Below are 24,709 nucleotides of genomic sequence, written 5' to 3'. Positions count from 1 at the left end.
GTCTGATCCGGGCCCATTGATCCATGTCCGTGTACACCCCTTCCGCTCCTCCAGAGAGTCCTGGCCTGGAAGCCACCATGGCCTCCATCGCACCAAAACACCTGAAGAAAACTGAATCAATGTGTCACGGTTTTCAACCGCCACTAAAATCGTCTCGCTTTTGGACCGCCATTTACATCGCCTCATACCGGGCTTTCTTGCCCCAGGCATAAAGCTGAGATTCATGCAGGCCAAGCTGCTTCGCCGCACTAGACACCCCCACCTGCTCGGCAAGGCCAAGGGCTTCTGTCTTGAACTCGTCCGAGTACCGCCGACGGCTTACCTGCCTCCGACTCTTCTCATCGGTCATGGATCACCTCCGTTAAGCAATTTACTCGCTTAACTGGGTGTCCGCCAAAAATGGGGTGGATCAGTACAGAGCCGAGGCCTCCATGCAATTCCCTATATGTAGCGTTTTTCAAACAGGGGAGTTTTGCGAGTAGACTTTTCCAGACTGCCCGGTGCGGCCCACTCGATTACTGGCCGAATCTTTAGCTGATCGTGCATGGCCTTAATAATATGGTTCGCGAGGCCTGCCAGATCCTCGTCGCTCACTTGGGACGAACGCTCCAGCCGCAACTTGAGAGGGGGCACCACCCGTGGGGGTTTAGTTTCCAGCACTACCCGCATCTCTCCGGTCACTTGCGGAGTGAAGGATTCCACAACCTTTTTCAAGGCTGCGGGGTAAATGTTCACCCCTTTTACCACCAGCATGTCGTCGGCCCGACCAATGATCCGGGCCCTGTGGCCCGGGAAGCCGCAGTGGGGGCAAGGTTGGTTGGAAAGCTGTACCACATCGCCGGTAGCGAACTTGACAAGAGGAGCGGCTTGACGCTTGAGTGAGGTGACCACCATCTCCCCCACCGCGCCGTCCTCAATGGCTACCGGTTTTTTAGTGTCCGGATCTACCAAATCATGGAAGGCTGTGCACAGGTCTGGGGCCACGGCATGCAGGCCCAGATACTCGCGCGAGCCGCAGGTAATAGCGATGGCGTGGCCTGCCGGAGCCCAGTAGTCGTACACCGGGCAGCCGTAGGCTTCTTCTAGGCGCTGACGCACCTCAGGTATGGCTACCCCTACCTCACCGGTAACGAACACGCCCGCAAACTTCAGGTCTCCCACCTCCCTACCTATGATGCCTTTGGACTTGCCGATTAAATATTCAGCGAGTGACACAGTGGTGGCCATGAACCTGGGCCGCGTCTGGGCAGCGAAGCGCAGCATTAGTTCTGACCCCGCCCGTGCATCCACGTCGATGGGCACTCCCCCAACACTACGCAATCCGAACAGAGAGATGGTAGTGGCATAGATGCCTAGAGCGAAGATGAACAGCACGCGATCGCCATACTGCAAACCGTTCATGACGAAACGGTGGCCTAGTGCCGGAGCGAAGTTGTCCACGTCTTCGCGTGTCAGGGAATAGGTGAATGTAGGTACTCCGGTGGTGCCCGAGGTGGTGGCGGTCACATAGATATCACGAGGATCGATGCACAAGTGGGTGCCGAAGGGGTGGCCGTCGCGCTCAAGGGATTCAACCGCATTCAGGCGCTCCTGGTCCTTGTTCATGAATATGGGCAAGGCTCGAAGGTCTTCCAAGGTCTTGATATCGCGGGGGTCGGCTCCGCACTCCTGGAACTTGCGCCGGTAAAATTCCGAGTTCGTATAGCAATATGGCAGCTGGGCGCGAAGGCGTTCCTCCATGTAGTGGCAAATTTCCTCGGGCGACAATGAATTTAGATCCAGGTTCGCGAAATATTTGCTCATTAAAACTTGCCTTTCTCGCTTCAAATCATTCAGTGCCTCCTTGCCACACTTTGGCAGGAAGGCCACGGAAGCAGCAGGAAGCTGGTGATCTAAAAAATGATCTGTATGGCTCCTGACGGCTTCCCTTGGTTCGCCGGTGGCTTATTTTCCGCACTGTCTTCCTGTTATCGTACCCCAGCTACCCAGCGACCTAGCTTGGGTAGGCGTATCGGCCGTACTTTTCTTAGCCTCTCGGGTGGGATGTCACAACTTGCTAAGGGCTGCGGCCATCCAGGGGTAGACCAAGCGGGCCTAGCCGTAAGGTCGCGGTCCGGCCCACTATTCAAAAGTGGTTTGGAATGGCGACCTGCTTGGTAGGGGCAACCTCAGCGATTTCTACAAGTCCATGTTAAGTATATCCTCGCCGCCGGATTGGTTGCGCAAGCTCTGGATGATCCTTTCAGCGCCTGCGGCCAAGTGATCCCGGGTCATTTCGCGGACCCGCTCCACGTCTTTTTGGCGCAGTGCCTCCAAAAGCTCCTTGTGCTCCTTATAGATGCCTTTGAAGGTGTCGCTGTGTAAATACTCCGGACGATACTTCAGGAAAATCTTCTCAAAGACGTCCTTGAGCAGGCGGTAGATAACTTCATTGCCTGATATCTTGGCGATGCGCAGGTGGAACTCAGCATCTACCAGGATAAACTGCCTGCGGGCCTGGTCACTTTTTTCTCCCCTCTGGCGGGCGAAGGTCCGGCGCACCTCATCCAATTTCTTGTTGGTGATGTTCTCCACCACCTTCGGGATAATGTAGAGTTCCAAGGCCTCCCGGGCCTCATAGAGTTCTTTAGCTTCCTGCTCGTTTATTTCGCCCAAGAAGTAGCCTTTGTTGGGCACATATTCAACCAAGCCGGAAGCCTCCAAGCGGTTCAGGGCCTGGATGACCGGGGTCACAGAGATGTTAAGCCTGCGTGACATGTCCTCGCCATGGATCTTCTGACCCGGTGCGAGTTGGTTGAGATAGAGCATCTCCTTGATCCGCTGGTAGGCTTCTTCGATGGCTACGCCTTTGCGGGAGCCAGCCTTTTTGCTTTTGCCAGTATTGGGCATTTTCTACGCTTTCACTCCCCGGAATAATAAGTATCATCAACGGCCCCGTAAAAATTAAACATATTAAACAACTCCATAAAATTATTGAGTTGTTTATATAATAATTTTTACAATTAATTTTTATCTTACCTTTAAGGTTCTGTCTATCACTGTGCGGTTCTAAACTCTGGTGTTAGACACCCATCGAAATTAGCCCCGTCCTTTTATGCGAAAGGTGCTACCCGAATTAGTCGCATTTTCTCGACTACCTATTAAATCATCGCAAGTGCAGCTTACATAGTCTGACGTCTTGGGAGCGCACCTCCCTCCAAGTATATTTTTTGCGTCAAAACATCGACCCGACTACTCCGGCCGAGCGCCTTACATTTCCACCACACCTCGCAAGTTCTTGCCAGCCACCAGGTCGGCAAAGCCCTGGTTAATGTCCTCCAGGCTGTAGCGATTGCTGATCAAGGAATCTAGGTCCAAACGACCGATCTTGTATAGATCCAGCAGCATGGTTAGATCGGTGCACATGTCACTGGAGCCGTAGTAGCAGGAAATCAGCGACTTTTCCATGACCAGCAATGGGGTCAAGGGGAGGTCCAGCTTCTGGTCCGCCGGACCCATTCCCACCATGATTACCTTGCCACCGCGGCGGATCACGTCCACGCCCAGCGCCACCAACTGCGGGCTGCCCACCACGTCAAAGGCATAGTCTGCGCCCCTGCCGCCTGTGAGTTGCATGACCCTTTCGACCACATTCTCCTTATTGGGATTGATGGTGTGGGTGGCGCCAAACTTCTTGGCCATCTCCAGCTTGTTGTCCAGCAGGTCCACCGCAATGATCTTGGTGGCCGCGGCCAAAACGGAGCCCTGTATCACGTTGATGCCCACGCCGCCGCTGCCGATAATCACCACGCTGCTTCCGGGTTTGACCTTGGCAGTGTTGAGCACAGCGCCAACCCCGGTGATCACCCCGCACCCGGTGAGGGCGGCGATCTCGAAGGGTATATCCTTGTCGATGGGTAACACGCAGTTTTGGGTCATCACGTTGAAACGGTTGAAGGTCCCCACGCCGGTCATGTTGAAGATGTTGATGTCACCCTTCCTTAGGCGGTGGGTGCCGTCGGGCATCATGCCGCCGCGAGTGAACTGGCGGAAATCGCACATGTAGGGCTGCTCATGCTGGCAAAAGAAGCAATGGCCGCAAGAGGGCGCCCAGAGAATCATCACGTGATCACCTGGTTTGACCTTATCCACTCCGGGCCCCACTTCTCGCACGATGCCCGCACCCTCGTGCCCGGGTATGCAGGGCAAGGGAGGCATCTGAAATACGCCAGTGAGCACCGACAAATCACTATGGCATATCCCGGCTGCCTTCATCTCTACCAGCACTTCGCCTTTTTGAGGCGGATCCAACTCCAGTTCTTCTATTACTAGGGGACTATTGTGCTTGTACAAAACTGCGCCAGTAGTCTTCATGATAGCTGCTCCCCTTTGTGGGGGTCTTAATTGACCCCTTTTAGATCATCGCTTGTGCCAAATGCTTTCCACCGTCCCTCACACCCCCAGGTAACGGTCCAGAACTGTAGGGTCATCCCGCAGTTCCTGGGATTGACCATGCCAGCATATCTGGCCTTTTTCCAAAATATATGACCGACTGGATACGTCCAAGACAAAGGAGGAATCCTGCTCGGAAATAAGAATGGTAACGCCCTCCTTTTGTATTAGCAGGATCTGTTCCTTAATGGCCCTCACCACCAGGGGAGCCAAACCTTCTGACAATTCGTCCAATAACAGCAGGCTTGGGTTGCCCATCAGAGTTCTAGCAATGGTGAGCATCTGCTGCTCGCCCCCGGAAAGGGTGCCCCCCCACTGATTGCGCCGTTCCTTGAGGATTGGGAACAGCCTGAAAATCTTGTCTAGGTCCCAGCCGCTGCGCTGGCTGTTCTTCTGCACCCCCATCTCCAGGTTTTCCTTCACCGTGAGATTGGGGAAGATGTCTCGGTCCTCGGGTACGAAGCCCACGCCCTGACGGGCGATCTGGAACGGCTGGCGGCCATTTATCCTGCAATCCTGAAAATAGATTTTTCCCCTGCGGGGCGGAGTCAGGCCAATGATGCTCCTGAGCAAAGTGGTCTTGCCCACACCGTTGCGGCCTAACACGCTCACCGTTTCTCCCTGGGCCACTTCCAGGCTCACCCCAAAGAGGATGTGCGTGGCGTCGTAATAGGTGTCTATGTTTTCTATTTTGAGAAACACTACTTCTCACCCTTACCCAGATAGATCCGCTGAACCTCTTCGTTGGCCTTGACCTCTTCAGGCTTGCCGCTGAAGATAAGCATGCCTTGGTGCAAAACATTGATTCGGTCGGAAATGCCGAACACCACGCTCATGTCGTGCTCCACAAAAGCGAGGCTGATGTGCCTGGCCCGCACCAGGTCCCGGATCAACTCAGTGGTTTCCACGGTTTCTCCAGGGCTCATTCCCTGAGTGGGCTCGTCCAGCAGCAAAAGATCAGGGTCTAGTGCCAAAGCTATGCCCAACTCCAGCCTCTTCTGGTCTCCATGGGCTAGCAAGCCGCCAAGGGTGTCCGACTGTCCCCCCAGCCCCACGCTCTGCAGTATCTTCTCTACCTCGTCGCCCAACATTTGGTAGGAATCGGAGAAAAGGTTGCGGTTCATCTTTTTTGCCGAGAACAGTGAAGACTGAACGTTTTGAAACGCTGTTAAGCGTGGAAAAATATTAAGTTTTTGGAAAGAACGCCCTATACCCTTACGAGAAATATCATACGGCTTGCGGCCAGTGATATCCTCGCCCTTGTAGGTGATGATGCCCTTGTCCGGGCGGATGTGGCCGGTGATCAGATTGAACAGAGTGGATTTACCCGCTCCATTAGGCCCGATTATGGAAACCAGCTCTTCCTGGCCGATGGTTATATCTACTTCGGAAACAGCGCTGAGCCCCCCAAAGGATTTGCTGAGCCCTTTTACCTCCAACAGCATGGTTTTAAACCCCTCCCTAGGCAGCCTCGCTCTTGCGGCCGGCCCAATATGCGGACAAGGTGCCTACAACGCCCTTTCGCATGGCCAGGATGATGAGCACTATGATGCCTCCCAGGATCAGATGCCAGTGCATGGTGTACTCGGAAATGATCTTGGTCAGCACGGTGTAAACCACGGTGCCCACCAGGGGACCGAAGAAGTTGTAGATACCGCCCAATAGGCAAATCACCAGCATGTCGGCCGACTTGACCCAATAGGCGTAGTCCGGGAAGGCACTACCGCTGAAAACACAGTACATGCTTCCCGCAATACCCAAAAACATGCTTGAGATGACGAAGGAAGCCAATTGGTAAAGCTTGACGTTTACCCCGATGAACTCAACCCGGTTGGAATTTTCCCGGATGGCCTGCAGGGTCATGCCGAAGGGGGAGTTGACGATTTTCCAGATGGCAAACAGGCACACACTCACCACGGCCAGCATGAAGTAGTAGCAGTTGGTGACCTCGAAGAAAAAATCGGGTACGGGCACTGAAACCAAGCCGTCGTCGCCTCCGGTTACCGAATACCACTGGAAAATCACGGTCCAGATGACCTGGGAAAAGGCCAACGTCAGAAGAGCAAAGTACACTGCCGAACGCCGCACGCAGAACCAGCCGACCAACGCGCCGACCAGACCGGCCATGACCGGAGCGGCCAAGGTGGCTGGCAGCATGCCCCAGCCAAGCTTTTCCATCAATACGCCGGTGGTATAGGCACCCACCGCATACAGGCCCGCCGGACCGAAGGAAACCATGCCGGTGTAGCCCAGCATGATGTTCAGGGCGCTGGCGGCCAGGGCCAGAATAAGCATCTCAGTGGTGATGCTCAGCCAGCTCTGACCCAAGAAATATGGAAGCGCTACCATTACGATCATCGCGCCAGTCAGCATCACGGCGTTGCGGGGGCTGGTACCCAGCAAAGAAATTCGATTCATGCCCACCGTTGTCATTCTGGTTCCCCCATCAAGCCGTAGGGGCGAATTATCAGAATAATAATCATCAGGATGAATCCGAAGGCTACGGCCAACTTGGGTATCAAATAGAGACCGAAGGCGGTTGTAAGCCCCAGGATAAGGGCGCCCACAAAGGCCCCGGCCAAGCTGCCCAGCCCGCCGATGACCACTATGATGAAGCAGTCGATCACCACAGCCATGTCCGAGCCCAGCATCACAACTGAAACCGGCGGCCACAACGAACCGGCCAATCCGGCCAGCCAGGCGCCCAACATGAAAACGCCGGTGTAGACCCGCGGCACGTTGGTGCCTAAGGCGTTGGCCATTTCCCGGTTTTCAGTTACCGCTCGTATGTTGCGTCCCAAATCGGTTTTGTTTATCAGGGTTCTAAGGCCGATGAAAACCAAGGGCCCCATGGCGATGAGGAACAAGTTGTAGATGGGGAAAGATAGCCCGAAAATACCAACCGATCCCTGAAAGGGCCAAGGAACCTTGACGCTATGGTAGCCAGTACCCCAGATCATCTTGCAGACCTCGGCAATGATCAGCACTAGGGCGAAGGTCAGGATGTATTGATATATCATCTCGGCCTTGTAGATAGGACGTAGCAAAAAGACCTCGATGATGCCGCCCACTAAAGCCACAACTAGGGGGGCGATCAGCACCGCGAGCCAGAAGTTGCCAGGTACACCAGCCAAGCTCACTGTCACCTGGTAGCAACAGAAACTGCCCAGCATGTACAGGCTGCCGTGGGCCAAGTTGAGGACCTTGAGGGTGCCAAAGATGATCGACAACCCCGCGGCGATTAGAAACCAGACCATGCCCAGGCTGATCCCGGCCAGAGCTTGACCTGCGAATGCTTCTAAAGTCACGTGACACCTATCGTGTGTGATCGGCGAGCGGAGCAAGGACCCCGCCCGCCGACCTTTAGCATTGAGGCTCTACTCGCCGCGGATTTTTTTGATCTCGTCTATAGTGTGATAGCTCTCCGCCCCTAGCTTGCCCACATCGGTGATGTGGGGGAAAGGCAGATCGGGGGTAAAGCGCATGATGCCATACCAGGTAGGCATCATAGCCTGGTGGTCATAGGCACGCATCTCAACTGGTCCCACGAAGGTATCCATCTTCAAGGTCTCCATGGCCTTGATGACTTTTTCGGTATCAGTGGTGCCGGCCTTGGTTACCGCTGCCTTGATAGCATAAACAATCACGTAGGCGTCCATGGATCCGTAGGAAGGCCATAGACCGGTCATCTCGCGAAGTTGCTTCACGAACTTGGCGTTTTGCTCGCCTTTAATGGCCCAGAAGGGGTAACGGCAAGTGGCCAGGGCGTTCTTGGGGTAAGGGTCGCCCTGCTTAACCTTGCCCCAGGTCTCCACGTCGCCAGCGCAGGGCTGCACCGCCTTCATCTTGTCGTAGAGGCCAAATGACCAGGCCTGCTTGGTGAAGGCAAGCTCGCCGCCACCGTAGATGGATGCCAGGTAGAAGGCATCAGCACCGGAGTTGGCTATTTTGGCGATGTGGGCGGTGAAGTCGGTGGAGCCCAGAGGAACCCAGAGCTCATCTATGATCTTGGCATCCGGAACCATTTTGAGATAGGTATCCTTGAACTCCTTCAGTGCATTTTTACCTGCCTCATAGTCGTAACCCAAGGATATGATCTTTTTGGACTTGTAGGTCTTGGCCAAAGCGATGGCCGGACCTTTGCCAAAATAAGGCGTGCCGTTGGTAGTGAACCGGAAGGTGTATTTGTTGAATTTCTCTTCGGTAATGCGGGTGCTCTGGGCGATGTTGATCATATAGATTTTTTTGGCCCGCTTTGCATAACCAGAGATGGCCATACCCACGCCCGAGCTAATGGTGCCTGCTAGGAAGTCTACTTTCTCCTTGAGCACCAAGTCCTTGGCCTCGCGCAACCCCGCCTCCGGGTTTACCTTATCGTCGCGAACGATCAACTCCAACTTCCTGCCTAACACACCGCCAGCCGCGTTGATCTCCTCCACCGCAATTTTGGCACCTGCGGCTGAGGTGATCCCATACATCGAAATTGGGCCACTCATGGTGTGGATGAAGCCGATTTTAATGGGTTTTTTCTCGGCCATGACCGCGGTGGGGGTCAAACCTATCGCGGCCACCAATGCAATCACCACCGCAATGATTCCTAATACCTTGGTTGCTTTAATCATAAATTCTCCTCCTAAGTGAGAAACAAACTCTTACCTGTAACTTGTCTATGCTGAGACCAGACAAGTTGCAGGTTCACCTTGTAGTTGGTATCGGCCTATATTGTGCAGAAACCTTACTCTTCAATGGATTCGGAACATCACATGTATAACTTGTGACCCTAATCTCTCAGGAGGTGTATACATCATTGATGATTTGAAAAAATTTCGTATTTTCATCTGTTGATTTATTTTTATATTTTATAATTAATTTAATTTTTCCAAGTCAAGCACTAACTAACCATTTGGCGTAAAAATGCGACAACATTCCGCGATGCGTTACAAAAGCGAAAAAACTTGGGTTTTGGAATGATAAAATCGTCAAGTGGGGTAGGCATGATGGGAGCTGGTTTATGCCCCGCTTTCCCTAGTCCTGAATTGTTTGCGCACTTCCCGACGCAGCACCTTACCTACCGCGCTCAAGGGGAGTTGGTCCACGAACTCGATGCTTTTGGGGACCTTATAGCGGGTCAGGTGCTCTTTGCAAAAAGCTATGATCTGTTCTGACGAAGCCTCGGTACCCTGCTTGGTAGTCACAACGCCACATACCGCCTCGCCCCAGTATTCGTGGGGTACCCCAACAACGGCTGAATTCTGGACGGCCGGGTGAGAGTTGAGCACGTTCTCAACCTCCTGGGCATAGACGTTGAACCCACCGGTGATAATCATGTCTTTTTTGCGGTCCACAAGGTACACTCGGCCCATTTCGTCGCAATAGCCGATGTCGCCTGATTTCCAGTATCCATTGGGTGTAAAATTGGACGCGGTCTGCTCAGGGTCCTTGTAGTAGCCGACGATGGTGTTGCCGCCCCTAATCCAAATCTCGCCCTCTTTGGCGACGGGCATCTCGTGGCCGTCCTCGTCACAAATCAGCACCTCCACCCCTGGCACCGGGGAACCCACGGATTTGAGTACCCGGCGCTTCTGTTCGGTATCAAAAGCATGCTCATCTCGGCCCAGAATCGTGGCCGGAGGCCAGCACTCTGTGGAAGCATAGCCCTGCACGAATATTCGGCCGAACTGGTTTAACAGTCCCTCCAGCTTGGCCGGGGAGATCGGCGAGGAGCCGTAGCGGATTGTGCGCAGGCTGCTTAGGTCGTATTTTTCGGGCAATCCCATGTCCAGCATCCGATAGAGCACAGTGGGTACTGTGTAAATCATATGGGCGCGGCGCTTTTCGACTACCCGACACATGAGATTAATGTCCGATTGGTTTAGAGTAATGATTTCTCCACCCTTGAAATGGATAGGCAGCACCATTGCCCCAGCCGCATGGGTGATGGGAGTGGACAGTAAGCCCCTGGGTTTGGCAAAGGGGAACAATTCTATGTAGTGGATGGGATTTAATCCCGCGCTGTACATATTGGCTATGCTGTACATCGTGCATTTAGCTTGGCCGGTGGTGCCACCAGTGAAACGTAGGATGGCTACGTGCTGACTGGAGTCTTCGTAGGACTGCTGGCAATGGGGGTCCTCGCCAGAAGCCTCTTGAAGTAGGTCCCAAAAATAATATAGATGTTCTCTTGGGATGCTGGGCTTGTCCATAACCACCATCCTGATTTGGCGAGCCCGCATTTGATCATAATACTCGTCTACCAGGCGCTCTTCCATGAACATAACCCGGGCGCCCACCCAGTCGATCTGGTGCAGATGCTCCTTTACGGAGTCCATGATGCCCAGCCATAAGGCAGTGGCTTGGGCCTTGGCCATCCATAGGTGGAAGATACCCATGTTATCGTTCTCCAGCAGAATGGCGTAGCAGTCGCCCTGCTTCAGGCCGAACTTGCCTTCTAACACATGACAAACACGGTTGGTTAACTCATGGAGTTGGCCAAAGGTGAAACCGCGGTCGCGCTCAACATTTTACAAGGCGGGCTCGTCCCAGTAGCGTAGGGTGGTCTGCCTCATCAGCCTAGCCACGTTTATCAGCATGTGCGCTTCCTTCTTTGTGTTTGCACCTGCGCCCTTATAATCCTTAGGCAGAGGTCTTAACCATCTCCTCGATGATTTGGGCCACCGTTCTGACCTGCTGCACCAGGCCTGAAACCTGACCAGCGGGCAGGGTATAGGCTTCTACGTCTCCCCCGATCCAGGCCTTGCCAATGGCGTCCCCGCCCAGGGCTGTGCCTACCTGTCCGCTGTCATCAGTGCGCAGACTCTTGGCCAAATTAGTGGGCAACACACGCACCCTGATACGCCCTCCCCGTTTGATCAGAAAGGTACTTGTATCGGATGCCTGGCAGATCATCTCTTTATAGGTGGGATGGGCAACACACTCGACTGAGGCGATAAAGCGAGTGCCTACCTGCACCCCGGACGCGCCAAGGGCCAACGCGGCGCGATATCCCCGCGCATCGCCAATGCCGCCCGCAGCCACCACGGGAATGTCCACAGCATCGCAGACCGCAGGCACCAGCACCATAGTACCCACCGCATCCACCCCCTGAATGCCGCCAGACTCGCCGCCCTCGGCAATCACCGCGTCCACCCCTGCAGCACGGGCCTTGACTGCTTTGTCCACGGTGGGGCAGACGTGTAGTACCATGACCCCGTGGGTTTTAAGCTGATCCACCAGGGGGGTCGGATCGCCCGCGCTAGTTGTCACCGCCTTGATGCCCATCTCCAGAATCACCTGAGCTAGTTGGGCAGAGATTGGATTGAGCACCGTTAGGTTAGCCCCAAAGGGCCTCTCGGTCAGGGCCTGCACCTGTTCGATCTGGCGGCGTAGAGCCTCAGGATCGTTTTGGAAGGCCGAGCCCAGCACCCCGAAGCCGCCTGCCTGGGAGACCGCTGCCACCATCTCCGGGTTGCAGATGACTCCCATGGCTCCTTGTATCACGGGATGGGTGTGTAAACCTCCCCCGATTAGTGCCAGTCAACAGTAGAAACTTCAGGTGAATTTATAGCGAGGTATTCGGCTGGTGTCAGGTTGCCGAGGGACTCATGAGGGCGTTCCTCGTTGTACTCCTTGAGCCAGCGATCCGTGATTTCCCGCACCTCGCTTAGACGGGAAAATATGTAAAGGTCCAGCACCTCTTCCCGATAGGTCCGGTTGAAGCGTTCAATGTATGAATTCTGGGTGGGCTTGCCGGGCTGAGTGAAACCCAAATCGATACTATGCTCCTCGGCCCATTGGGCCATAGCTACACTGACCAGCTCCGGGCCGTTGTCCAGCCTCAGCCTGGACGGGTAGCCCCGCCAGGCAGCGATACGCTCCAGCACTCGGATTATCCTTTGGGCGGGGAGATTGACGTCCACCTCTATGGCCAGGGCCTCTCGATTGAAATCATCCACCACATTAAAGGTCCTGAATCGCTGGCCGCCATACAGGGCATCGCTCATGAAGTCCACCGACCAGCAGATATTGGCCAGATCCGGCACTGCAAGCGGCTGGGGATCACGAGTAGGCAGGCGCTTCTTACCCTTCCTGCGAAGGTTTAGCTTCAGGGCGCAGTACACTCGGTACACCCGCTTGTGATTCCAGCCATGTCCATCCCGCCGAATTACTTGAAACAGTTTGGCAAAGCCGTATCTGGGATATTTGTCTGCCAGCGAAGTCAGCGCCTCGATGATCGGACCATCGTCGCGGGGCTTGGGTCGGTAGGCATAAACCGACCGGCTCAGCCTCAGGGCGCGGCAGGCCCGGCGAATGCTCAGACCGTGCTCTTTGCACATGAACTTAGCCAGATCGCGCCGACCCGCTGGCCTTATATTTTTCTTTCGATGACGTCCTTCAGAGCCCGATTCTCAAGGCTCAAGTCGGCGTACATCTGCTTTAGACGCCTGTTTTCTTCTTCAAGCTCCTTGAGCCGGACGATGTCCGAGGCCTCCATGCCCCCGTACTTGGACTTCCATTTGTAGTAGGTGGCGCTGCTGACACCGTATTCCCGGCAGACCTCCTTGGCGGTCCTGCCCCCTTCCACCTCTTTCAGAATTTTGACGATCTGAGTTTCGCTGAATCTGGTCCTGCGCATCGTGAAGAGTCCTCCTTGCAGACCTCAGTCTGCCAGAAGTCTCTACCTCAAACTGGCCCTATTTTAAGGGAGGGTTACACTGGGTGGTGCCCTCGGCCATGGTCAAATGACGCACATCACGGAAGTAGCGCTCCACCGGAAACTCCGAGGTGTAACCGTAGCCGCCGTGCACTTGGATGGCCATGTTGCAAACATCCACCATGGCTTCGGTGCCAAATAGCTTTGCAAAGGATGCCTCGCGGCGGCAGTCCTTTTTTTGGTCAAGCAGCCTTGCCGCATGTGACCCAAGTAAACGGGCGGTGTCAACTTTTAGGGCCATCTGCACTATAAGATCCTGGACCAATTGGAAGCTTGCGATGGGCTTGCCAAACTGCACCCGCTCTTTGGCGTAGCGAATGGAGGCGTCCAGGGCGGCTTGTCCAAGGCCCACCACCGCAAAGGTCACGTTCACCCTGCCCTCATTGAGCCCGGTTAAGGCGATGCGCTGCCCTGCGCCCTCCTCGCCCAGCCGGTTGGCCGCCGGTACCCGGCAGTCAACAAAGGCCAGTTCGGACAGGGGTGAGCAGTGCATACCCATCTTGGGTATATCCTGCGCCTCGAATGGCGATTCGTCTCGATGCACCAAAAAGGCGGTGATGCCCTTGCCACCATTGGGCTGTTTCACCTGGGCGTATACCAGCACCACATCAGCCAAGCTGCCGCCGGTGATCAGGGTCTTGGTGCCGTTGATGATGTAATGGTAGCCGTCGCGTTCAGCCTTGGTATCTATGGAGCGGGTATCCGAGCCTACGTTGGGTTCTGTCAGGGCGAAGCAGGCCAGATCGTCCATAGCCATGAGTCGGGGGAGAAACTTTTCGCGCTGTTCCGGGGAACCCTTGCGCCCCAGGAGTTTGGTAACCAAAGCCGAGGAGGTGACCATGGTGCGCAGAGAGGCCCAAGTACGGCTCAACTCCTCCACCATCAGGGCGTAGGTGAGACAATCCAACTCCAGGCCGCCGTACTCCTCGGCCACCAAGCCGCTGGCGTAGCCGTAGGGTTCCAGCATTTTGATGATGTCCTTGGTGATGGTCTTGCGCTGGCTCTCGTGCTCCTCCACTAGAGGAGCGATTTCATTCTTCAGGAACTTGCGAATGCTTTCGGTGATGATGCGCTGGTCTTCGGTTAGCTCGATATTCATTGTAAAGACACCTCAATCATCATGAATACTTGCTTCGTGTAACGATCAGATAATCTTGCGCTCCCGGAAATCAGATATTTGCTCCTGCCCCATGCCCAAGGACGAGAGCCACTTGTCAGTGTCGCGTCCCACTCTCAGATCCACACCTTGTCCTGACCTGCTTCCCGAATTCTGGTCCATATCGGATGAGAAAATCGTCATAATTCTCATTTGACCAGGAGGACTGGATGAAGCGCAGGAGGTACACCGAGCCCCAGATCGTTTTTGCCCTGCAGCAGGCTGACAGCGGCACCCCGGTGGCGGAGATCGTGCGCAAGATGGGGGTGAGCGAGGCCACCTTTTACCGCTGGAAGAAAAAATTCGCGGGCATGGGCGTGGCGGAGATCAGGCGCCTGAAGCAGCTTGAGGAAGAAAACCGTAAGCTCAAGCAGCTGGTGGCTGACTTGAGCCTGGACAAGGCCATGCTGCAGGACGTCATAAAAAGAAAACTATGAAGCCTGTCCGCAAGCGTGCTCTGGCCGGCTATTTGGAGAAGGTATTCAAGGTCAGTGAGCGGCGGGCCTGCCAGGTGCTCAAGTTTGCCCGCTCCAGCCATCGCTACCAGAGTATTGCGGACAGGCAGGACGAATTGCGCATGCGGCTGAGGGACCTGGCCGCGGTCCGGGTCAGCTATGGCTACCGGCGCCTGCATGTGCTCCTGAGGCGGGAGGGCTGGCTGGTCAACGCCAAGCGGGTTTATCGCCTTTATACCGAGGAGGGGCTGACCATGCGCCGCAAGCGCCCCCGGCGCCGGGTGAGCGCGACCCGCCGGGTGGTCAGCCAGCCAAAGCCCAAGAGGAGCAACGAGAGCTGGTCTATGGACTTTGTGTCCGATCAGCTTTATTCTGGGCATCAGCTCCGGGTGCTGACGATAGTGGACAACTTTAGTCGTGAGAGCCTTGCTTTGAAGGCTGGTCAGAGCCTACGGGGCGATGATGTAGTGGCAGTGCTCAACCAGCTGGTCGCTGAACGTGGAGCCCCCAAATCCATCAAAGTGGACAACGGGAGCGAATTCACCTCTAAAGTCCTTGATCAGTGGGCGTACTGGAACAAGGTGGAGCTTGATTTCAGCCGCCCAGGCAAGCCCACGGACAACCCATTTATCGAGTCATTCAACGGACGTCTTCGGGAGGAGTGCTTAAACGAAAACTGGTTTGTGTCGGTGGTGGACGCCCAGGACAAGCTGGACACCTGGCGGCTGGATTACAACCAACATCGGCCACACAGCTCCCTGGGTAACATGACCCCGGAGGCCTATGCCAAGCAGGTGGGACCTGCCCCCTGCGTGGCCTCCCCCAGGGCTCCATCTCCAAAGAAGCAAACCTGGGAATCTCTCATCTCACCTGGACCCGAAACGGGTAGCACCTCAGTCCCTTCCCGCGTTTCTCCATGGCCGGCACCGGAAAATGGGGCAAGCTGGCGAAGAGTTTCTCTTCCTGACCCGGACCGAAAAAGCCCCTGGCCAAAAGCTGCGGGTCTTGGGCCCATTGATCTAGATCGTGCAATGGAGCCACAGGCACGTCTGCCGCGATAAGTGTTTTAAGCCAATCCTCGCGGCTGCGCGTCTGGAATACCCGTTCCAAGATGGGTTTAACACGTGCCGCATGACGGTTTCGCGCCTGCCAGCCTTGCAGTTCAGGGTCCACGGCCAGCTCTTCCAGGCCGGCTGCCCGGCAGAAGTTGACCCAAAAGTGGTCCTCCACGATACCCAGGGTCAGGTACTTGCCATCAAGAGTCTGAAACACCCCATAAGGCCCTCGAGCCATGAACGCCTCTTTGGATGGCTTCCCACGTTCCAGATACTCAAGATAGCGCGGCATGATCAGCATGCCGGTGGCTTCAGCAATGGACACGTCAAGCCAACGGGCCTCGCGACTTTTACCCTGGCCGATCAAGGCCGCCAAAATGGCGTTTACGGCGAACAGTGATCCAGCCAGGTCGGAATACTGCGGACCCGAAGGAAATTCCGGCCGTCCGGAGTTTGGATCGCCGGATATGCTAAGCACCCCGGTAAGCCCCATGTAATTGAGGTCATGCCCGGGCAGGTCCTTGTAGGGTCCATCCTGGCCGTAGCCCGAAATTGAGCAATAGATGATCCCGGGAACGGCCGCGGCCACGGAATCGAAATCCACTCCCAGGCGATCAGCCACCCCAGGTCGAAAACCCTCTACCAACACTTGGCACTCCGAGGCCAGGCTCAAGAACAGATCCCTGCCCCGCGAACTCTTCAAATCCAAGCTGATCAGCTCTTTCTGACAGTTCAAGTACTCGAAGGAGCCCGGCGACATGCGGCGCATTAAGTCGCCTCCCCTGGGGTTCTCCACCTTTAGTACTTGGGCCCCCATGGCGGCTAGAAGCATGGTGCAGTATGGTCCTGGTAGTAGAGCGCTGAGGTCCAGTATTTTGATGTCGCTAAGTGGTGCGTAACCTTCCATGACATTACCTACCTGAACTGGCCCGGAGCAACGGCCTGAATGGCTTAGGAACCGACGACTGCCTTTTTGGAAGATGTGAACTTGTAGATACCATCCTCGTCGAACTGTGACTGTCGCACAAAACGAGCCAACACGGCCTCAATGTGATCGCGCACTCGCTTTTCCACCTCCTGAGGATTCCGTTCGCGAAAAGCCTTCAGGATGAGTTGGTGCTCCTCGATTGACGATGGAATGATGCTGCTGTTCTTGTAGTACTGGGTGGTCAACCACAGCCAGAGAAGAGATTTGACTATGGAACCAACGGCCCGCTTAAGAGCCTTGTTGTTGGCCAGGTACAGGAAGGATCGATGAAAGGAGAAGTTCAATTCTGCGCACTTTTGATAGTTGCCGGCCTCGTACTCTCGCTCGATCTCCAGGTTAATTCTCTCGAGTTGCTGGATGTCTTTGGAGGTGATGTTGGCCGCGGCTAGGCGACCGGCCAAACTTTCCAGGGCGGCTAGCACAGGAATGTTGTCAGTCAGGTCCTCCCGAGTCAGGTTGCGCACGTACTTTTTTTTGTATGCATCCACCACCACCAAACCATCGGCCTCCAGCAGGCGGATGGCCTCACGGATGGGCGCTCTGCTGACCCCGAAGTCATTTTGCAGAACCTGCTCCACCAGCCGCGTACCGGGTTCCAGATCCCCAGTAGTGATGGCACGGGCGATGCTGTCATAGATCTGATCGACCATAGACTTGGGTTTGCTGAACTCTGGCACCCACTTTCCTCGCTTTGAATCCATAACAACGTTGTAGGTTTTGCCCAATATAGTAGTCTTGTCGACAATTAGTCAATTATAATTTATTCATGTAATATTGAGGGCCCGGACGCATGGTTGTACGCCGGGCCTAAAATGTAAGAGTTGTGTAATTTAAAAAGAGAGAGGCATGGTCACCACAATGGACATAGGCCTAGACTTCGGGCGGCGCGTCCATGGAAATGATTTCGGTTTTACCATAGCCCCGGTCGCCGGGTGGTAGATCAAGAATCTTACTGGCCGTCTCATATTTCAGCTCAGGCAGATCGGCCCCTGGATCGGGCCAATAGGCCAGGGTGCGGGTAAGCCAATCGCGGTCGTTGCGCGCCGGGTAATCGGCCCGGGAGTGGGAACCCCGGCTCTCAGTGCGCATCAGGGCGGCGTAAGCCACGCAGAGTGCCAAGCGTATCATGCCAGGCACCTTCAGAGCCAGGGCCAGCTCGGGGTTGGCCCCAATGCCGCTGGAACGCAAGCCGATCTTGAGCGAGCGCGCATAGAGTTCGCAGAGGTTGTCTACAGCCTGCGCCAACCCCTTTCCGTCACGGAAAATGCCCACTCGGTCCATCATTTCACGCTGAAGGGCGCTACGGATTGCGTAGACATTCTCTTTGCCGCCGTTCCCACTCACCAGCCGATGGATGCGCTCGGCGTCGCGCATGACCACTTGTTGAACCCTCACGGTGGAAAAGCGGTTTTCATGGCCGGCTAGGAACTGGGCCACTTTGCCCCCCACATGGCGACCAGCCACGATCGTCTCTGCCAAGGAGTTTCCCGCCAGGCGGTTGAAGCCATGCAGGTCCCAGCAGGCCGACTCTCCAGCTAGGAAGAGATTTTCAAGACCGTAGGCCGCGCCGTTCTTGTTAATGCGCATTCCGCCCATGGAATAGTGCTGGGCGGGTCGCACCGGGATGAGCTGTTTGGTGCAGTCGATCCCCAGGAAATTGTGACATAGCTCGTAGACCTCGCGAAGCTTGGTGCGAATGTTCTTTGCGCCCAAGTGGCGAATATCAAGCCACAGATGATCGCCGTAGGGGCTGTTCACCCCTTTACCTTCTGCAATGTGGTGGGTCATCCAACGTGCCACCACGTCGCGGGAAGCAAGTTCAGCTTTGCCAGGCTCATAATCGGGCATGAAGCGGTGCTTATCAACGTCCAGCAGAGTGCCGCCTTCGCCTCGACAGCCCTCGGTGACCAAAATGTTGGTTGGCACAATGCCGGTGGGGTGGAACTGCACCGCCTCTGGATTGCCGAAAGGCACTAGGCCGGTGTCCAGGGCGATGATGTGCCCACCGCCCTCGTTGATGATGTTGCTGGTGGTCTCGGGGTAAAGTCGGCCGTAGCCGCCGGTGGCGATGAGGGTGGCCTTGGCCAGGTAGATTCGGAGCTTGCCGGTGCGCAGATCGCGCCCCACGCAGCCCATGCAACGCTGGCCATCGTGGATGAGGCTGGTGGCCTCTACCCGGTCATGCACCTTGATGCCCAGTTCGAGAACCTTACTGTCCATAGCGTATAAGAGGGTGTGACCGGTTCCATCTGCGGTGTAACAGGCCCGCCACTTGCTGGTGCCCCCGAAATTGCGCGCGGTGATCAGACCGTTAGACTCGGGGGTCTCCACCATTTCAAAGGATTCGCCCCCCTGGAAATAAGTGTTTGGGCCGGCCACGACGCGGTTCCAGGGAACCCCCCAGAAAGCGGCCTCACGGGCGGCAACGGGCGCGGTCTGACAGAAGATACGGGCCACCTCCTGGTCGCATCCCCAGTCAGAACCCTTGACCGTGTCTTCGAAGTGCAGTTTCGGGCTGTCACCCTGGCTCATGGACATGTTTCCCAGAGAGGCCTGCATGCCGCCCTCGGCCGCGCAGGAGTGTGAGCGGCGTGGAGGCACCAGACTGAGCAGGACGGCTTCAAACCCTTGGGAAGCCACCTCTATGGCAACCCGCTCGCCGGCCAAGCCGGCTCCGATGCACAGTAAGTCGGTGCTGTAGGTCTCGTAATGCATATAATTCCGCTGGAGCTTCCTCAATATTTCTTGTCAATGCTTATAGCGTCGGGTTCGCACCGCTCCAAGCACTGGTCGCACAGGATGCACTCATCCACGTTTTTATCCGCCACCTGGGGACGGTCGCCCTGCTTTTCAAAAATGCTCACGGGGCATACCTTAACGCAGGCGCCGCAGGCTGAGAGGCCTATGCATTTTTCTTCTGATATGCCGACTTCCACGAAGTAGCCCATGTCGCGTTTAACCCTTCCTCGCTTCAAGCTCTTTTTTGTGCCGCTTTGGCCTCGATTGCACCTCCCATAGCCAAGATGCGTTGGCAGCGCTCCACCACCGGCTTGTCCACGAACTTACCCCGCACCATGAGTACCCCCTGCCCCTTGGCCCGCACGGCCTCGAAGGAGTCTATGACTTCGCGGGCAAAGGCCAACTCCTCGCTGGTGGGCGAGAATACTTTGTTGCAAACATCAACTTGGTTGGGGTGGAGGCAGAGCTTGCCCATGTAGCCTAACCCACGCGCCCGCCGGGCGTCGGCATGCAAAAGGGCCTGATCCTTTAGATCGTACATATACGGGCTGTCAATGGGACCTAATAGACCCGCTGCGTGGCTGGCGTTACTCAGACGGTGGCGAGGGAAATCAAGGTTCTCGCCGCCGGCGGTTAACTCCTGACCCATGTCGGTGGAGTAGTCGGCCGCTCCGAAGGCCAGCATGCCCGCCCGCTCAAATCCTGCTAGGCGGTCAGCCACCTCGAAACAGCGCTCAACGCCCAGTGGCGTTTCAATCAGGCACAGCAGGGTCACCGAGGAGGTAGCTAGGCCACCACCTCGCTCCAACTTGCGCAGGGCTTGGTCCAAACGCTCCACCTCAACACCGCTCTGCACTTTGGGCACGAATAGGTGGCCAAGGGGGGCTCCAGTCAGGGCGCCTAAATCTTCCTCGCAGTGGCCCGAGTCCAGGGAGTTGCAGCGCACCATTAGTCGCGCCCCGTTATGCTCTGCCAGCTTAACGCGTGCTGTCTGGCGGGCTTCGGCTTTTTGCTCTGGAGGCACAGCGTCCTCCAAGTCAATAATCACCATGTCGGTCTGGGTGGCAAGCGCTTTATCCACCCGGTCGGGACGTGTGCCTGGCACGAAAAGAGCAGTCCTCAACAAGGGAATGGACATGTCCTTACACCTCGTATTCCCGGCGCAGGATGGTGACAATGTCAGAAAAAGCATGTGCCACCTTGACCCCGGCCCGCTCCAGTACCTTAATTTTGGATTTGGTGCTGCCTTTTTCACCCTCAACGATGGTGGCGGCGTGGCCGAAGCGCATGCCTGGCATCTCATCCACGAAGCGCCCGGCAATGAAGGTGACGATTGGCATGCTCACTTGTTCGGCTTGAACCCATTCGGCCAACTTCTCCTCAATCACCCCGCCCGGCTCACTGAACAATACTACCGCCTCGGTATCCGGGTCCTTATAAAAGCGCTCCACCAAGTCCAGGAAGTTAGAGCCCACTACCGGATCGCCGCCCACACTGATGCAGGTGCTCTGGCCAATGCCGTTGGTGGTTAGTAAATTGGCGATTTCGGTGGTCATACCGCCAGAACGGGAGGCTATGCCCACCTTGCCTGGCATGTAGGCTTTTTTAACATCAGCCACCGGCCCCCCGGCCATACCCAACTTGACTACCCCCGGCGAGATTAAGCCCAGGGTGTTGGGCCCGATCACTGTGGCCCCCGTTTGCCGTGCCAACTCCAGCAGTTCCACCGTGTCTTTGCGCGGCACTCTCTCGGTAACGATGACCAATAGCTTAATGCCGTTCAGCAGCGATTCAAGAGCTGCCTCCTTGACCATCAAGGGAGGTACTGAGATTATAGCTGCGTCTGCTGGTTGGTAGGCCATGGCTTGGGCCACGGTGTCGAACACCGGCACCCCATAAACGCTCTGGCCCTTTTTGCCTGGAGTGACCCCAGCCACCACTTGGGTGCCATATTCCATCATGTCCTTAGTGAAGGAGGCGGCCTCGCGGCCGGTGATGCCCTGCACCAGGACCTTGGTTTGCTCATCAGCTAATATTGCCATCTACATCACCTCATATACTCGCTCAAGGCATAGTCGAGACCACCGCTCGCCTAGCCGCCTCGTCGATCGATACAGTACGGTCGCAGTAGGGCACACCATATTTGTCTAAGAGTTTGAATCCCTCGGCCTCCCAGGCACCTGGCACCCGAAACACGGCCACGATTTGGGAAGGGTCCTGCCCCTTTTCCAAAATGCCCTTGATCACTCCGCGTGCCACTAGATCCACACGGGTGTTGGAGACAACATTCATGATCACCGCAATCTTGCTCACTCCCGGCTTGGAGAGAATATGCTTGGTCAGCTCCGTGACCTTGAACACTGAAGGGTTACCCCCAATCTCGCAGTAGTTGGCCGGCTCACCGCCGTGCTGGCGAACAGCGTCGAAGGCGGTCAGCGAGGCCCCTCCACCACCGATGATCAGCCCCAAACTGCCCGGAAACTCAATCACCCGACCAGCCACCCCCCGATGGTCCATGCTGTCGATCTCCTGGGCCCGGCGCTCGAATTCACTGGTCTCGCGACCGCCAGCAAAGCGTGCCTCCTGTTTCTCAATGGCGGCTATTTCTGGCTGCCTGGGCTGGGCGTCGTCGTCTACTTCCAGATGACAGTCGAGGGCAAGCAGGTGACCGTCCTTGCTAAGACCTAGGGGGTTGATTTCTGCAAGGGTGGCGTCGTATTCGAAGAACACATCGGCCAGACGGGCGAAGACCGCGCCCAACTGAATAAGTAGCCTGCCGCTCACACCAGCTCGGGCCACCAACTCCCGTGCTTGGAAGGATGGAAAGCGCCTAAGCGGAGACAGGTGCATGCTTACCACTTTTTCGGGCTTCTCTCTGGCCAAAGCCTCTATGTCCACCCCTCCCTGAGAAGAAAAGACGGCCACTGGCATCTTGGTGACCGTATCGTGGGTGATAGCCAAAAAGAACTCTCGCTCCAGTTCAACCATCTCCTCAACCAGGATGCTAGTGGGCAGGTAGTCTCGCACCGGCGTAGCCAAAAGACGCTCAAAGTGGTGGCGAATTTCCTGTTGGGTCGCGGCGGCAAGAATGCCCCCGACTATACCCCGCCCGCCCACGGGCACCTGGGTCTTGAGCATTGCCGGCGGTGGGAAGGTTATCTCATCTACTGTCTTTACCACCTCACCCCGAGGCACCGGAATGCCGCACTTTTTTATTATTTGCTTTGCTTCATGTTCGAGAAGTCGCATCTTTGCCTCTTAGCGATAGTTAAGCCTACTGCCAACCCAGGCATTGCCAGGCGATGGGCAACTCGGAACCCAACGCTCGAAAAAAGTGCCAACATGATCTTGCCCAGTAACAGCGGACACTTTATTAAGCGATCATTTTGTGTTCATAGGCCAAGGGGCTGATGTGTCCGTTGGCACTGTGCCTTCTAGATCGGTTGTAGTCCACTTCAATATACTCGAAGATGGCCCGGCGCATGGCTTCCCGGGTGGCGAAACTTTCGCCATGGACCGCCTCCACCTTCAGCGTGTGGAAAAAGCTCTCGGCCACCGCATTATCATAGCAGTTGCCCTTGCCGCTCATTGAGCAAATCAGATCGTGTTTGGCCAAGAGGGCCTGATACATGCGCGAGCAGTACTGACTGCCCCGGTCTGAGTGGACCAGCACGTCTTTAGGCATTTTCCGCCGCCACAAGGCCATCTGCAAGGCATCGCATACCAGCCCCGCCTTCATGCGCTTATCCATGGCCCACCCCACCACCATGCGAGAGAAAAGATCCAGCACCACCGCCAAATACAGCCAGCCCTCCCCGGTCCATAAATATGTAATGTCGCAGACCCACTTCTGGTTGGGGGCCTCTGCCGTGAAATCTTGCTCCAATCGATTTGGAGCCACGGGCAAGTTATGATCCGAATCCGTGGTGGCCTTGTATTTCTTGGCCGCCTTGGCCACCAGACCCTGCCTTGTCATGCTGGCTGCCACGGTCTTCCGATTATATGCGTGGCCCTGATCATCAAGGTCAAGGGTTATACCCACGGCTCCACTGCGGCCCTTGCGGGCCTCGAAAGCCTGGACCACCAGATTGTCCCGCTTCTCACGCTCCACCTGCCTTCTGCTGGGATGCCGCCGCCTAAGCCGCCAAGCATAATACCCGCTACGCGACACCCCGAAAGCCTCACACTGGACGCTAATGCTGTATTTGCCTATATTGTCATGCATTAACGCGTACTTCACTTCAGGCTTTTCGCAAAGTACGCGCTTGCCTTTTTTAATATTTCAAGCTCCTCGGCCTGCTTGGCAAGCTGCCGCTTCAGCCTGGCATTTTCTATGGCCAGTTCCTTTTCAGTCTCGCTACGGCTGGCCTCGTACCGAGCCTTCTTGCGCCAGGCATAGAGCTGAGATTCATGCAAGCCAAGCTGCTTGGCCGCACCGGCCACTCCCACCTGCTCCGCAAGCCCAAGGGCCTCTGACTTGAACTCGGCTGAGTACCGCCGCCGGCTTACCTGCCGCCCACTCTTCTGATCAGTCATGAATCAACTCCGTCAAGCAATTTACTCGCTTAACTCGGTGTCCGACAAATCTGGGCTGGATCAGCCATTTGCCGGTCGTGCAGGCGCGACAGGAAGGCCAGGTTCATCAGGGAGCCCAGCAGGCACCCGGCCATGTCGCTCTGGGTGTCCCACACGTGGCCCTGAGTGCCCAGGAAGTCCTCGGCCGCCGTGCCGGTAAGCACTGCGGTCCACCATTCTATGAGCTCGTAAAAGGCGCTGATAACAAGGCACACGCACACCACCAGAAAAGCCAGCCAGCCCGCCGGGTCACCATCCGATTGCGCACCGGAACCTACCAAGTCACCATGGTCGGGATGAAGCCCTGGACCAGGTGCCCCAGCTTGTAGTAGTTGTTGCGCGCCAGGTCCAGGGCCTAGCTCAGCCAGCCGAACAGGGGCACGCGAGCGTAGGTGTAGTGCCCGCCTACCAGCAGGATGATGGCGTGGACCCAGATGAACAGATAGACCAGACGGGTGAGGCGGAAGCGACGGATAGGTAAGAGCTAGGGCGGCCAGGCCCATGAGCGCCGGTAGCACCTCCCAAAATTAAATGAAGCGGTCGTATGGCCTGATCCTCGACCACAGCAGCAGGGCCAGGGAGCTAAGCAGATAGAAAAGG

General features: G+C 56.1%; 22 protein-coding genes and 3 pseudogenes. 1 reads left to right on the top strand and 24 read right to left on the bottom strand.

Annotation, left to right across the window (positions count from 1 at the left end; genetic code table 11):
• Positions 1-187: 187 nt before the first annotated feature.
• From AACH32_RS09045 to AACH32_RS08980, 14 genes and pseudogenes are all read right to left on the bottom strand, one after another.
• Positions 188-349 (bottom strand): annotated as a pseudogene (locus AACH32_RS09045) (transposase); the annotation flags it as partial.
• 92 nt (positions 350-441) lie between these two features.
• Entirely contained in the window at positions 442-1,803 is a 1,362-nt protein-coding gene (locus AACH32_RS09040) for a phenylacetate--CoA ligase family protein (RefSeq protein WP_338606461.1), read from the bottom strand.
• A 375-nt stretch (positions 1,804-2,178) separates the two neighbouring features.
• The gene (locus AACH32_RS09035) at positions 2,179-2,889 is read right to left on the bottom strand and encodes a GntR family transcriptional regulator (RefSeq protein WP_338606460.1); all 711 of its coding nucleotides are present in this window, start codon (positions 2,887-2,889) and stop codon (positions 2,179-2,181) included.
• A 360-nt stretch (positions 2,890-3,249) separates the two neighbouring features.
• On the bottom strand, positions 3,250-4,353 hold the full coding sequence (locus tag AACH32_RS09030) for a Zn-dependent alcohol dehydrogenase (RefSeq protein ID WP_338606459.1): 1,104 nt from the start codon (positions 4,351-4,353) through the stop codon (positions 3,250-3,252).
• Positions 4,354-4,431: 78 nt separating this feature from the next.
• Positions 4,432-5,133 carry an ABC transporter ATP-binding protein gene (locus AACH32_RS09025; RefSeq protein WP_338606458.1) on the bottom strand — a complete coding sequence of 234 codons (702 nt, stop codon included), beginning with the start codon at positions 5,131-5,133 and terminating at the stop codon, positions 4,432-4,434.
• Positions 5,133-5,876, bottom strand: coding sequence for an ABC transporter ATP-binding protein (locus AACH32_RS09020; RefSeq protein WP_338606457.1), 744 nt, complete (start codon positions 5,874-5,876; stop codon positions 5,133-5,135). The genes AACH32_RS09025 and AACH32_RS09020 overlap by 1 nt, the downstream gene beginning before the upstream one ends.
• Before the next feature lie 16 nt (positions 5,877-5,892).
• A complete protein-coding gene (locus tag AACH32_RS09015; protein ID WP_338606456.1) occupies positions 5,893-6,780 on the bottom strand; it encodes a branched-chain amino acid ABC transporter permease in 888 nt (295 codons plus the stop codon).
• Positions 6,781-6,860: 80 nt separating this feature from the next.
• Complete coding sequence (locus tag AACH32_RS09010; protein WP_338606455.1) at positions 6,861-7,775, bottom strand: branched-chain amino acid ABC transporter permease; 915 nt, start codon at positions 7,773-7,775, stop codon at positions 6,861-6,863.
• 33 nt (positions 7,776-7,808) lie between these two features.
• Positions 7,809-9,053, bottom strand: coding sequence for an ABC transporter substrate-binding protein (locus AACH32_RS09005; protein WP_338606454.1), 1,245 nt, complete (start codon positions 9,051-9,053; stop codon positions 7,809-7,811).
• Positions 9,054-9,440: 387 nt separating this feature from the next.
• Positions 9,441-9,758: a class I adenylate-forming enzyme family protein gene (locus AACH32_RS09000; RefSeq protein WP_338606654.1), complete on the bottom strand. Its 318-nt coding sequence runs from the start codon at positions 9,756-9,758 to the stop codon at positions 9,441-9,443.
• Positions 9,759-9,884: 126 nt separating this feature from the next.
• A pseudogene (locus AACH32_RS08995) lies at positions 9,885-10,928 on the bottom strand (AMP-binding protein); the annotation flags it as partial.
• Between the two features lie 136 nt (positions 10,929-11,064).
• Positions 11,065-11,928 (bottom strand): NAD(P)H-dependent flavin oxidoreductase, encoded by an 864-nt coding sequence (locus AACH32_RS08990; protein WP_338606453.1) that lies wholly within the window; start codon positions 11,926-11,928, stop codon positions 11,065-11,067.
• Positions 11,929-11,954: 26 nt separating this feature from the next.
• Positions 11,955-13,063, bottom strand: a protein-coding gene (locus AACH32_RS08985; RefSeq protein WP_338598789.1) for an IS3 family transposase whose coding sequence is annotated in 2 segments (ribosomal slippage) — positions 11,955-12,811 and positions 12,811-13,063 — 1,110 coding nt in all. Because the reading frame shifts where the segments join, the coding sequence is not laid out codon by codon here.
• A gap of 58 nt (positions 13,064-13,121) precedes the next feature.
• Positions 13,122-14,240, bottom strand: coding sequence for an acyl-CoA dehydrogenase family protein (locus AACH32_RS08980; RefSeq protein WP_338606452.1), 1,119 nt, complete (start codon positions 14,238-14,240; stop codon positions 13,122-13,124).
• A 227-nt stretch (positions 14,241-14,467) separates the two neighbouring features.
• Between AACH32_RS08980 and AACH32_RS08975 the strand changes: the two are divergent.
• Positions 14,468-15,555, top strand: a pseudogene (locus tag AACH32_RS08975) (IS3 family transposase); the annotation flags it as partial.
• Between the two features lie 58 nt (positions 15,556-15,613).
• Here AACH32_RS08975 and AACH32_RS08970 read toward each other — a convergent pair.
• The 10 genes from AACH32_RS08970 to AACH32_RS20885 all read right to left on the bottom strand — a co-directional run bounded on the left by AACH32_RS08970 (position 15,614) and on the right by AACH32_RS20885 (position 24,530).
• Positions 15,614-16,714 carry a CaiB/BaiF CoA transferase family protein gene (locus tag AACH32_RS08970; RefSeq protein WP_338606451.1) on the bottom strand — a complete coding sequence of 367 codons (1,101 nt, stop codon included), beginning with the start codon at positions 16,712-16,714 and terminating at the stop codon, positions 15,614-15,616.
• A 44-nt stretch (positions 16,715-16,758) separates the two neighbouring features.
• On the bottom strand, positions 16,759-17,472 hold the full coding sequence (locus AACH32_RS08965; RefSeq protein WP_338606450.1) for a GntR family transcriptional regulator: 714 nt from the start codon (positions 17,470-17,472) through the stop codon (positions 16,759-16,761).
• Between the two features lie 193 nt (positions 17,473-17,665).
• Positions 17,666-19,510 carry a fumarate reductase flavoprotein subunit gene (locus AACH32_RS08960; protein ID WP_338606449.1) on the bottom strand — a complete coding sequence of 615 codons (1,845 nt, stop codon included), beginning with the start codon at positions 19,508-19,510 and terminating at the stop codon, positions 17,666-17,668.
• Positions 19,511-19,530: 20 nt separating this feature from the next.
• Positions 19,531-19,743 (bottom strand): 4Fe-4S dicluster domain-containing protein, encoded by a 213-nt coding sequence (locus AACH32_RS08955; protein ID WP_338606448.1) that lies wholly within the window; start codon positions 19,741-19,743, stop codon positions 19,531-19,533.
• 23 nt (positions 19,744-19,766) lie between these two features.
• On the bottom strand, positions 19,767-20,672 hold the full coding sequence (locus AACH32_RS08950; RefSeq protein ID WP_338606447.1) for an HpcH/HpaI aldolase/citrate lyase family protein: 906 nt from the start codon (positions 20,670-20,672) through the stop codon (positions 19,767-19,769).
• A gap of 4 nt (positions 20,673-20,676) precedes the next feature.
• Positions 20,677-21,576: a succinate--CoA ligase subunit alpha gene (locus tag AACH32_RS08945; RefSeq protein WP_338606446.1), complete on the bottom strand. Its 900-nt coding sequence runs from the start codon at positions 21,574-21,576 to the stop codon at positions 20,677-20,679.
• A gap of 22 nt (positions 21,577-21,598) precedes the next feature.
• Positions 21,599-22,783, bottom strand: coding sequence for an ATP-grasp domain-containing protein (locus tag AACH32_RS08940; RefSeq protein ID WP_338606445.1), 1,185 nt, complete (start codon positions 22,781-22,783; stop codon positions 21,599-21,601).
• A gap of 124 nt (positions 22,784-22,907) precedes the next feature.
• A protein-coding gene (locus tag AACH32_RS08935) for an IS3 family transposase (protein ID WP_338606444.1) occupies positions 22,908-24,070 on the bottom strand; the annotation gives its coding sequence in 2 pieces (ribosomal slippage) (positions 22,908-23,803 and positions 23,803-24,070; 1,164 coding nt in all).
• A 29-nt stretch (positions 24,071-24,099) separates the two neighbouring features.
• The gene (locus tag AACH32_RS20890) at positions 24,100-24,390 is read right to left on the bottom strand and encodes a DUF2238 domain-containing protein (protein WP_350341544.1); all 291 of its coding nucleotides are present in this window, start codon (positions 24,388-24,390) and stop codon (positions 24,100-24,102) included.
• Between the two features lie 74 nt (positions 24,391-24,464).
• A complete protein-coding gene (locus AACH32_RS20885; protein WP_350341572.1) occupies positions 24,465-24,530 on the bottom strand; it encodes a hypothetical protein in 66 nt (21 codons plus the stop codon).
• Positions 24,531-24,709 lie beyond the last annotated feature (179 nt).

This window comes from Desulfoferula mesophila (assembly GCF_037076455.1).
GTDB classification, from domain to species: Bacteria; Desulfobacterota; Desulfarculia; order Desulfarculales; family Desulfarculaceae; genus Desulfoferula; species Desulfoferula mesophila.
Note: the sequence above shows the minus strand (reverse complement) of the source record. Positions and strands in the feature narration are given on the sequence as shown.